The sequence below is a fragment of the Limnobacter sp. MED105 genome (assembly GCF_000170915.1).
GTDB lineage: Bacteria > Pseudomonadota > Gammaproteobacteria > Burkholderiales > Burkholderiaceae_B > Limnobacter.
This window is the reverse complement of record NZ_ABCT01000022.1, coordinates 21429-31699: the sequence shown is the minus strand read 5'-3', so window position 1 is coordinate 31699 and position 10271 is coordinate 21429. Positions and strand designations below refer to the sequence as shown.

At 51.6% G+C, this 10271-nt stretch carries 9 protein-coding genes and 1 other RNA gene; 4 read left to right on the top strand and 6 right to left on the bottom strand.

From position 1 onward, the window contains the following. Nucleotides 1–82: 82 nt before the first annotated feature. Complete coding sequence (gene rarD / locus LMED105_RS14615; protein ID WP_008252775.1) at nucleotides 83–985, bottom strand: EamA family transporter RarD; 903 nt, start codon at nucleotides 983–985, stop codon at nucleotides 83–85. A 425-nt stretch (nucleotides 986–1410) separates the two neighbouring features. Here rarD and LMED105_RS16860 point away from each other — a divergent pair, with 425 nt between their 5' ends. The 3 genes from LMED105_RS16860 to LMED105_RS14600 all read left to right on the top strand — a co-directional run bounded on the left by LMED105_RS16860 (nucleotide 1411) and on the right by LMED105_RS14600 (nucleotide 3438). Further along, a complete protein-coding gene (locus LMED105_RS16860; RefSeq protein WP_156799717.1) occupies nucleotides 1411–1647 on the top strand; it encodes a hypothetical protein in 237 nt (78 codons plus the stop codon). Nucleotides 1648–1786: 139 nt separating this feature from the next. Then, nucleotides 1787–3055: a sorbosone dehydrogenase family protein gene (locus LMED105_RS14605; protein WP_040513669.1), complete on the top strand. Its 1269-nt coding sequence runs from the start codon at nucleotides 1787–1789 to the stop codon at nucleotides 3053–3055. Nucleotides 3056–3126: 71 nt separating this feature from the next. Then, complete coding sequence (locus tag LMED105_RS14600; RefSeq protein WP_040513668.1) at nucleotides 3127–3438, top strand: c-type cytochrome; 312 nt, start codon at nucleotides 3127–3129, stop codon at nucleotides 3436–3438. Between the two features lie 42 nt (nucleotides 3439–3480). Here LMED105_RS14600 and ssrA read toward each other — a convergent pair. The 5 genes from ssrA to LMED105_RS14580 form a co-directional block, all read right to left on the bottom strand. Beyond that, nucleotides 3481–3864, bottom strand: a transfer-messenger RNA (tmRNA) gene (gene ssrA / locus LMED105_RS16710). A gap of 37 nt (nucleotides 3865–3901) precedes the next feature. Then, a complete protein-coding gene (locus LMED105_RS14595; protein WP_008252764.1) occupies nucleotides 3902–4558 on the bottom strand; it encodes an HAD family hydrolase in 657 nt (218 codons plus the stop codon). Between the two features lie 11 nt (nucleotides 4559–4569). Continuing rightward, complete coding sequence (ubiG, locus tag LMED105_RS14590; RefSeq protein WP_008252762.1) at nucleotides 4570–5289, bottom strand: bifunctional 2-polyprenyl-6-hydroxyphenol methylase/3-demethylubiquinol 3-O-methyltransferase UbiG; 720 nt, start codon at nucleotides 5287–5289, stop codon at nucleotides 4570–4572. A 107-nt stretch (nucleotides 5290–5396) separates the two neighbouring features. Beyond that, on the bottom strand, nucleotides 5397–6053 hold the full coding sequence (gene ompA / locus LMED105_RS14585) for an outer membrane protein OmpA (RefSeq protein ID WP_008252761.1): 657 nt from the start codon (nucleotides 6051–6053) through the stop codon (nucleotides 5397–5399). A 75-nt stretch (nucleotides 6054–6128) separates the two neighbouring features. Then, nucleotides 6129–7451, bottom strand: a complete 1323-nt coding sequence (locus tag LMED105_RS14580; protein ID WP_008252760.1) for a TRZ/ATZ family hydrolase — start codon at nucleotides 7449–7451, stop codon at nucleotides 6129–6131. Between the two features lie 169 nt (nucleotides 7452–7620). On the opposite strand from LMED105_RS14580, the gene gyrA reads away from it, so the two are divergent. Continuing rightward, a complete protein-coding gene (gene gyrA / locus LMED105_RS14575; protein ID WP_008252758.1) occupies nucleotides 7621–10233 on the top strand; it encodes a DNA gyrase subunit A in 2613 nt (870 codons plus the stop codon). Nucleotides 10234–10271: the final 38 nt, after the last annotated feature.

The following is a 10271-nucleotide window of genomic DNA, read 5'->3' as shown; positions in this document are numbered from 1 at the left end:
ACTTTGCCACTGAATGTGGTGTATCAACTGAACGTCGCCTTCCATCAAGATCAGCAGTTTTGTGGACTTTTTACAGAAACTTTTAATCAAGACCCCGATTTGTCGACCGTGATTCGATCCTATAAAGCTTAAGTAGGCCCTCTACGGCCAGCAAACTAAGTGACAGCCAAATGGCGAGATAGGTGGGCCACTCCTGCTTGGCGATTGATTCGCCGATCAAGAACGCAACCACCACCAAAAGCACAGGTTCTACGTAGCCCAGCAAACCAAACAAACTAAATGGCAACATACGGCTCGACAAAATATAGGCGATCAAGGCTGAAGCACTTAACACCCCCAACAGGATAATCAGCAAAGGTAGCTGAAGTTGTAATCCCGTCATTTGGGCCAAGCCTTCGCCATTCAGTGCAAAGTACAGCGCCAGCGGGGTCATTAGCAACATGTCAAACCACAACCCGCCCAGATTGTCTATTTTGAATTTTGACCGCAGCACAAAGTAATAGGGATAACCCAAACACACCAAGAGGGAGGTCCAGGCGAATCCCCCAGCTTGAAACACCGCATTGGTAACACCAAGCAGTGCCAGTAACACAGCCAGTTTTTGAAGTTGATTGAGTTTATCCCGGTAGTAAAAGCGGCCAATTAAAACCATCACCAGTGGCATCATGAAATAGCCCAAAGAGACATTCATCGCATGCCCATGCAAAGGGGCCCAAAGGAAAAGCCACAGTTGTATGCCCAGCAGCAGGGACGACGCTGGTAAAGCCAGATAAAGTTTCCACTCGGTTTTCAACCTCAGCGCAATCGATTTGATCAAACCCCACTCTTTAGTCCAGATCAAAAAAAGTGTCATCACTGGCAGGGTCAGCAGCATTCTCCAACCATAAATTTCCTCCCCACTTAAAGGATCAAGCAAGGTGGTGTAGTAGTACATGCTGCCAAACAGTACAGAGGCCAAAATGGAGAGAAAAACGCCTTTTTGCATAATGTGTAGGACTAGTGCCTTTCAGATGTGGCGAAAAGTAAACAATTGTGAAATTTAAAAAATAACCATAATTCTGATTTTGTCTAGTTCGCAAAATAGACATTCAGGTGGTTTTTTGCGCTGCAACAATTGTATGTCGAAATTGTTAAAAAAAGGAATTTGTACAAAGTAGCATTGTGATCAAACTTGTTGGTTTCAAACCTGAAAAATTGACCGCAAATCGACATTACATTTTCTGGATCTTAATTGCCATATTCATTAATATTCGCAGGTCCAAAAACACAGGCAATCACAGCAATAGTTTTTGGCGATCAACCGGGTGCGCTCAGGTGAGCGCTGTTCGTTCGCAAGGAAACCTTGCATTGCAGTGCGCATTCACTGGTCCGGAGACGAGTGTTAGTCAAGCTGAACAGGTGTGTTGGGTCATGAAAATCTATGTGTGTTTGTTGGTGTTATTCAGTGTGGTCGTTGCATTGTTGCTTCGGCTTCTAGATCTTAGCTGGCCCTTGTCGCTCATTGGTGGCTTGTTGGCTTTCAGTGGATCCACAATTTTGCTGCTGGGTTTCAGTGTTCAGCGCTTGCTGTCCGATCAAGGTGAAAAGGCGGGTAGCAAAAATTTCTTCAGCCTGATATTGAAAGGCAAGTCTTCAAAAACGGAATGATTCTTTTGCGGGTAAGGCCATATTGACCGAGTGTTAAATATGTGCAATTTTCTCGAGGTGTGCTTCGATGATGAGCGATGACACGATCGCTTTGATATCGAATTACACGCCTGCCTTACTCATAGAATCAGGAGACAAAATGAAGAAGCTCAATAAACTTTTGTCATGCGCGGTCTTTGCCTCAGCCAGTCTGGCGATGAGCGGTGTCGCGACAGCAGCAGCCCCTAGTCTTACCGCAACAGCCGTTTTGACCAAATTGGAGAATCCTTGGGACATGGCGTTTCTGCCAGATGGCGCCATGTTTTTCACTGAGAAATGCCATGGCCTGTCGGTCCGCTTACCCTCGGGCTCCGTGAACAAACTGGTTGGGATGAAAGACGCCAAGGGTTATGCGGACGCTATGCCAGATTTGTTTTGTGACGGTCAGGCTGGTATGAATGGTGTGGCGGTGGATCCTGATTTTGCAAAAAATCGATATGTCTATGTGTATTCCACCTCCAGCAAATCGAATCCGCAGACCAACCGGGTGATCCGGTTGAAAGTAAACGCAGACTTGAGCAAAACCTCTGATCGAACAGATATCGTGGATGACATCCCTTACAAAACTGCTGCAAGCGATCATCCTTTCGGTTCCTCGGGTGCCCACAATGGTGGGCGAATTCGATTCAATTCTGGCGACGGTTTTCTGTATGTGACCACTGGCGACACGCACAATGGCTCTGTGCCACAAAGCCCCACCAAGCTGGGTGGCAAGGTGTTGCGGATTGACCGGGACGGTAAGGCCGCCGCGGGCAACAAGCCGCCCAAGGGTTTTGATGCGCGCGTGTTCACGTACGGCCATCGCAATCCCCAAGGTATTGCATTCCGTCCAGGTACCAATCAACCGGTTACGGCCGAGAATGGACCTTGGCACTCCGATGAGGTCACTGTGCTGAGTAATGGCGGCAACGCTGGATGGGACCCACGACCCAATGTGGGTGGCCGTGGAGATTGCCCAGACGCTTATTGCGGTTACAGCCCGAACCAAATGGGTGCCATGGCACCCGTGAAGCGTGCGGCATTTATGCCGATGACAGACACCAAAACCTATCCCAAAGCCATGAAGCCAGCCTGGAACAATGAAAACTTGTCGCAGGGCATGTCTTCGGGGGTTTTCCTGAATGGTAAACAGTGGAAAGACTGGGACGGGAAAATGGCCGTTGGGTATATGGGAATTGGTATCCATGGAACTCCCGTCGGGAACCGCATCGACTTGCTCGACATCAGCAAAGATGGCTTGACAGCCAAGCGCAGCATCATGCCTTTGCCCATGCCCGCGGGTCGCTTCCGTTCCGTGGTGCAAGGTCATGACGGCAACCTGTATGTGGCCACCGATGAAGGCGAAATTTATCAGATCAAACCAAACTAAGTTTTTCTAGTTGAGAAGTTAAAGCCGTGCTGTCCCATCGGGGTGGCGCGGCCCTGGAGAGGGAAGTATTCATGAAGAAGTATGCAGCCTTGATGATTGCTGGCTCAATGTTCACAGCGCTTGGCAATGCGGTGGCCAGCCCTGAAATGGTTAGAAAGTACAACTGTACGGCATGCCATGCCGAGGACAAAAAGAAGTATGGCCCCACCTATCAACAAGTGGCTTTGAAATACGCCGATGAGGCGGGGGCGGCCGAAAAGCTGGCCAAGAAAATCCAGTCGGGTGGTGCTGGTGTGTGGGGCAATACGCCCATGCCTGCGCAACCGCGGGTAACCGACGAGGACGCAATGACGATTGCCAATTACATTTTGTCGGTGAAGTAAATTAAAAAGGCCACCCGAAAGGGTAGCCTTTTTTGCTTTATTTGGTGGAGCCGGCGGGAATTGAACCCGCGTCCGCAAATCCTCCACTACCAGTTCTACGTGTGTAGTCGTCTTGTTTGTGTTTAACGGCTACTGACGAAAAGCGACATTCTTCAGCATCCGCGATCCACCTAATTTAACTTACCGGCCGGCAGCATTCCGGTAAGCGGTCCGATGTAGATGATCCCACCGCGGGTTTGACCCCGCCCAGCCCATCGGCGAGCTGGTGTAGGAAGTCCAAACTAAACTGGCTTAAGCGGCCAGTTTGAGTTCGGGGCTAAACGAAGAGTCGTTTGCGTTTAAAGTTTTTCAGATGGATTTACGAGGTAACTGATCCTCGACACGCCCCAATAGCTTTGCAACCCACGTCGAAACCAGATCGACCCCATTGGAAAACCAATTGTAACACTCTTGATGTGGGGGCTCACATTCTAATTTCAAGCCATTTGGCCAAATCGTGGGCAGTTTTTACAGTTGCATCCGCACGCCATTGCTCAATCGGGCTGGCAATGTAGCCATATTCAACCGCCACAGTGGTCATGCCAGCCTCTCTGCCCGCAATAATATCCCTTTCGTCATCGCCAATCATCACGCATTGCTCGGTGGGCAAACGCATTTGACCAGCCGCCATGAAACAGGGCTGAGGGGAGGGTTTTGGCTTTTCGGCTGTGTCGCCGCCAATGAGCACACTGCAACCTTGGGTCAAACCCAGCTCATGCACAAGCTTTTCAGCCAGGTAGTAGGGCTTGTTGGTGACGATTCCCCACTGGGCACCGCGCGCTTTAATTTCATTCAGCAAGGGAGTAATTCCGCTGTAAACCGAACTTTCTCGGGCAATTCTGGCCTCATAGCGTTCAAGAAATTCTGCACGCATGGCCGGAAACTCCGGGTAATGCATTTCAAGCCCGAAGCCTGCTCTCAGCAAAGCGCGCGCCCCCCCGGAGGCGAGGTGTTCCATCGCTCGATAGGGGGTAATGTCAATTCCTCTATCGCTTTGCATGTCTTGAATGGTGCCGCACAGGTCGGGCGCAGTGTCTACGAGCGTACCGTCCAGATCAAACAAAATTCCTTTTAAAGGCACGGTTTAACCCCTCAAGCCGGTTTTCTGCAGGCCACCATGTAATTCACATCGGTGTCGCGAGCAAGGCGATAAACCTTGGTCAGGGGGTTGTACACCAAGCCAATGATTTCAGAGAAATCAAGTTTTGATTGGCGTGCATATTGCGCCAGTTCAGAGGGTTTGATGAATTTTTTGTACTCGTGAGTACCTTTGGGAAGCAGGTTCAGCACGTACTCCGCGCCGACAATCGCAAAAACGAAGCTTTTTGGATTTCGGTTGATGGTCGAGAAAAACAGCCAGCCACCCGGTTTACACAAGTCGGCACAGGCCTGAATGGTTTGGGCAGGATCGGGTACATGCTCTAGCATTTCAAGGCAGGTCACGACATCGAATGTGCCTCGCTCTTCAGCGGCCAATTGCTCTGCTGAGACAAATCGGTAATTGACATTGTTCACACCAGTTTCAAGCTTGTGCAGTTCGGCTACTTTCAGCGATTTATCTGCCAGGTCAATGCCCAGAACATCCGCACCCCGGCGAGCCATGCTTTCAGCCAGAATGCCACCACCGCAGCCCACATCCAGAACCCTTTTTCCTTTCAGGCCGACACGTTCATCGATCCAGTTTAATCGAAGCGGGTTGATTTCGTGCAGGGGGCGGAACTCACTGTTGGGGTCCCACCATTTGCTGGCCAATGCGGAAAATTTGGCCAGTTCGGCGTGGTCAACATTGTTGTTGGATTCGATACTGCTCATGGGTCAAGGCTCTTCAATAGAATGCGATAGCCTTTAGTTTAACCGAAGGCAGAAACAAAAAAGCCCGGCTAGGCCGGGCTTTTTTGATCAGAACCAGAGGTTGCTAATTACTTGGCAACTTTCTGTGTTGCGTTGAATTCGATCTCAACGCGACGGTTCTTGGCACGACCTTCTCTAGTCTTGTTGTCAGCCACTGGCTGGCTTTCGCCCATGCCCTTGATCTGGATACGGTCAGCGGAAACCCCCTTGCTTACCATGTAGTCCTTAACGGCCTGAGCACGACGCTCGGACAGCTTTTGGTTGTAAGCATCGGAACCGATAGAGTCGGTGTGACCGATTGCGATTACGCTGTTCAAGTCAACCTGACCCAACTTGGCGATTTCAGAATCAATACGGTCTTTACCGCCTTGCTTCAGTGTGGCCTTGTCGAAGTCGAAGTAGGCATCCGCTTCCAGACTTACTTTGGTAATTACTGGAGTAGGTGCTGGTGCGGGCTCAGGAGCAGGTGCTGGTGCAGCAACTGGTGCTGGAGCTGGCTTCTTGGGGATCAAGTCAGGATCACATTCCTGGATTGCCAAAGCGGCTGTGAAGTAGCTTGTGCGGATGCACTCGCCGGAGCCATCTTTAACAACTTTGCCGCTGCCATCCACTACATAGCCTGACAGGCCTTCACCTTTGTCTGTTGTGTGGGCCATTGCGGCTGTAGACGCTGTACCAATGGCCATTGCCATCAGAACTTGCGTGAGAGTCGACATTTTTTTCATTGTTGCTCCTTGGGTTAAATAGGGGTTCAAGCTGGTTGATAGTTTACAGTAGAGGCTGTCATAGTTATCACCCTCTCAACCAACTTTCTCGACACGAGTCTGCCACACTCGTTGGGTTTTTCGCATGATTTCCCCGACTAATTGTGCCCTTTTGCCCACAAGTTGTTGCGATTGCACAACTTGAATGCCTGCCACCCAAACATGCTTCACATCCCTAGAAGCCCCGCTGTAAGCCAGTTTTGAGACTAGATTGTGGTTAGGTAACTGGTGCGCAGCCTCTCCGATCGCAACCGTAATCAGGTCTGCCTGCAGACCGGGGGCAATACGGCCAATCAAGTGGTCTGCTCCCAACGCTTTGGCCGCATTGCAGGTCATGCTTTTGAGCAAGTCGCCGGCATTGAAGGCGGTGGCATCGCCACTGGCACCTTTGCAGAGCAGGGAGGCCAAGCGGCTTTCTTCCCACATGTCCAACTTGTTGTTGCTGGCCGCACCATCTGTGCCTATGACCACGTTGACGCCAGCTTTCAGTGCTGCGGCCACAGGTGCAATGCCGCTGGCGAGCTTCAGGTTGGAAGCCGGGCAATGCACCAGAGTCGCCCCTTTGGCCGCCATCACTTGCAATTCATGTTCGTTCAGATGCACGCCATGCACCGCCATCAGGCGTTCATTAATCAGGCCGAGTTGCTCAAACCTGGAAAAGGGCCGAGTACCGTCGCGACTTTCCGCATCGCTGACTTCACTGGCTGTTTCGTGCAGGTGGCAGTGAATCGGCAAATCCAATTCCTCGGCCAGCATCGCCATGTGCTGAAATGTGTCGTCACTCACCGTATAGGGGGCATGCGGAGCAATCGTCCAATGCACGGTTGGCTCAAGCTTGAATTTGTCGCGTGCGGCTATCCCCAGTTCGATGTATTGCTTGGCTTCAGCCGCATAGCGTGTCGGGAATTCGATGACTGTAATGCCTGCAAATACGCGTGAACCTACATCCAGCGCCGCTTGTACAACCTGATCGGGGTAAAAGTACATGTCGTTGAACGTGGTGACGCCGCCTTGAAGCATTTCGGCGGCGGCTAGCACTGTACCGTCATAGACGAACTCTGCATCGGCCAACTCGCCCTCGAGCGGCCAAATTCTGGTTTGCAACCAGTCATGAAGTGCCAGATCGTCTGCTGCACCGCGCAGCAAGTTCATGGCCGCATGGGTGTGGCAATTAATCAAGCCTGGCATGAGCACTTGCCCGGGTAGGTCGATGCGCTCGGCGTCGGGGTGCGCCAGCAACATTTCCTCGCGTGGGCCAATCGCCTGAATTTGGTCTTGATGGATTAAAACCGCATGGTTTTCAAGCACTTCAGTGGTGTGGTTCAGGCACAAGAGCCATTGGGGGGTCAGCAGTTGCATGGGCAGGGTCACTAGATGATTTGGAACGCACCATTGCGCCCAGTTTCAGCGATTTTGGCTGATACAATCGAAAGCTTGCAAGTGTAGCGCCAGGGATGTGACGCCGCCGTGAATGGCAGCGTCCTGAATTGTTATTCCTTCAGTCAAATAATTCAACACAAGAAGAAACATGGATTCATTCGCAAAAGAAACGCTCCCTATCAGCCTTGAAGAGGAGATGCGCAGGTCTTATCTCGATTACGCCATGAGCGTAATTGTGGGTCGAGCCTTGCCGGATGTGCGTGACGGCCTTAAGCCAGTGCACCGCCGTGTGCTGTTTGCCATGCATGAGTTGAACAACGACTGGAACCGTGCCTACAAGAAGTCTGCCCGTATTGTCGGTGACGTAATCGGTAAGTACCACCCACACGGTGATTCCGCGGTGTACGACACGATTGTGCGTATGGCTCAGGATTTCTCGTTGCGTTACATGCTGGTCGATGGCCAGGGTAACTTCGGCTCAATCGACGGTGACAACGCAGCGGCCATGCGTTACACCGAAATTCGTCTTGCCAAGATTGCCCAAGAAATGCTGCTGGACATCGACAAGGAAACCGTTGACTTTGGACCCAACTACGACGGCAGTGAGCGTGAGCCCAAGGTGTTGCCAGCCCGCTTGCCGAACTTGCTGGTCAACGGCTCATCAGGCATTGCTGTGGGTATGGCCACCAACATGCCCCCGCACAACCTGAAAGAAGTGGTTGCTGCCTGCCTTTACGCGATTGATGCGCCTGAATGTACTGTCGATGATCTGATCGAATTGATCCCCGCCCCCGATTTTCCGACAGCCGGCATTATTTACGGCATCCAGGGTGTGCGAGAGGGATACCGCACCGGCCGAGGCCGTGTGGTGATGCGTGCGAAAACCCACTTCGAAGACATGGACAAAGGCGGTCGCCAGTCTATTATCGTGGACGAATTGCCGTACCAGGTGAACAAGAAAACCTTGCTTGAGCGCATTGCCGAGCTGGTCTCAGAAAAGAAAATTGAGGGTATTTCCGACATTCGTGACGAATCCGACAAAGACGGTATTCGCGTCGTGATCGAATTGAAACGTGGGGAAGTACCCGAAGTCATTCTGAATAACCTGTACAAAAATACACAGCTTCAAGATACATTCGGCATCAACATGGTTGCGCTGGTCGATGGCCAGCCTCGATTGTTGAACTTGCGTGACCTGATTTTCTATTTCCTGCGCCATCGCCGCGAGGTAATCACCCGCCGCACCGTGTTTGAACTACGCAAAGCCAGGGATCGCGGCCATGTGCTGGAAGGCCTGGCCGTGGCCTTGGCCAATATTGATGAATTCATTGCAATCATCAAGGCCGCGCCCACGCCGCCTGTGGCGAAAGCCGATCTGGTTGCAAAAAGCTGGGACTCCTCGATTGTTCGCGAAATGCTGTCGCGCACAGAGCTGGGCGATTCCGGTGGCGCCAAAGCTTTCCGCCCCGAGGGATTGCCAGCCCGTCTGGGTCTACAGGACGACGGTATGTACCGCTTGAGCGAAGTGCAGGCTCAGGAAATCCTGAACATGCGCCTGCAGCGCTTGACCGGTCTTGAACAAGACAAAATCTTGAATGAATACAAGGAAGTAATCGATCAAATCGCTGATTTGCTCGATATTTTGTCTAAACCCGAGCGTATTAATCAGATTATCAAAGATGAGCTGACGTCGATTGGCAACGAGTTTGCAGATGAGCGTCGCTCGATGATTGAATTCAATGCCACCGAACTGGGTACCGAAGACCTGATCACACCGCAGGACATGGTAGTGACACTCTCACACTCTGGCTACATCAAGAGCCAGCCATTGACCGAATACCGTGCGCAAAAACGCGGTGGTCGCGGCAAGCAGGCGGCCACAACCAAAGAAGATGACTGGATTGACTACCTGTTCGTGGCCAACACGCACGACACGATTTTGTATTTTTCAAATGCAGGCCGTGTTTATTGGCTGAAGGTGTATGAGGTACCGCAGGGTTCTCGCACCTCGCGTGGTCGTCCCATCATCAACATGTTCCCCTTGGCGGAAGGCGAAAAAATCACGGCTGTGTTGCCAGTGAAAAGTTTTGAAGACGAAGACAAATATGTCTTCATGGCCACCAGCCTGGGCACTGTCAAGAAGTCCAAACTCAGCGATTTTTCCCGTCCCATGAAGCGCGGCATTATTGCGGTGAATTTGGATGAAGGTGACTTCCTGATTGGTGCAGCCATGACCAACGGCACCAATGACGTGATGTTGTTCAGTGATTCCGGCAAGGCGGTGCGTTTCGATGAAAACGATGTGCGCGCCATGGGCCGCAATGCACGTGGTGTTCGCGGCATGAACCTCGAAGAAGGCCAGCGAGTTATCGCCATGTTGGTGGCAGAAAGTGAACAACAATCCGTGTTGACCGCTACCGAGAATGGTTTTGGAAAGCGCACGCCTGTCTCCGAGTACACCCGACACGGCCGCGGTACCAAAGGCATGATCGCCATTCAAACTTCTGAGCGTAATGGCAAGGTTGTATCCGCAGTGCTGGTGAATCCAACAGACGAAATCATGTTGATTACCACGGGTGGTGTGCTAGTTCGCACGCGCGTGTCCGAGATCCGTGAAATGGGGCGCGCAACACAAGGCGTCACATTGATCAGCGTGGATGAAGGTACATGGCTTTCGGGCTTGCAGCGCATCGTGGAGTCCGATGCTGAAGACCTTGGGGAAACTGACGAAAACGGTGACTCGGCACAAGCTGATGAATAAGTCGAAAATGATTTGAACGGTTGATTGCACAGGGCGAG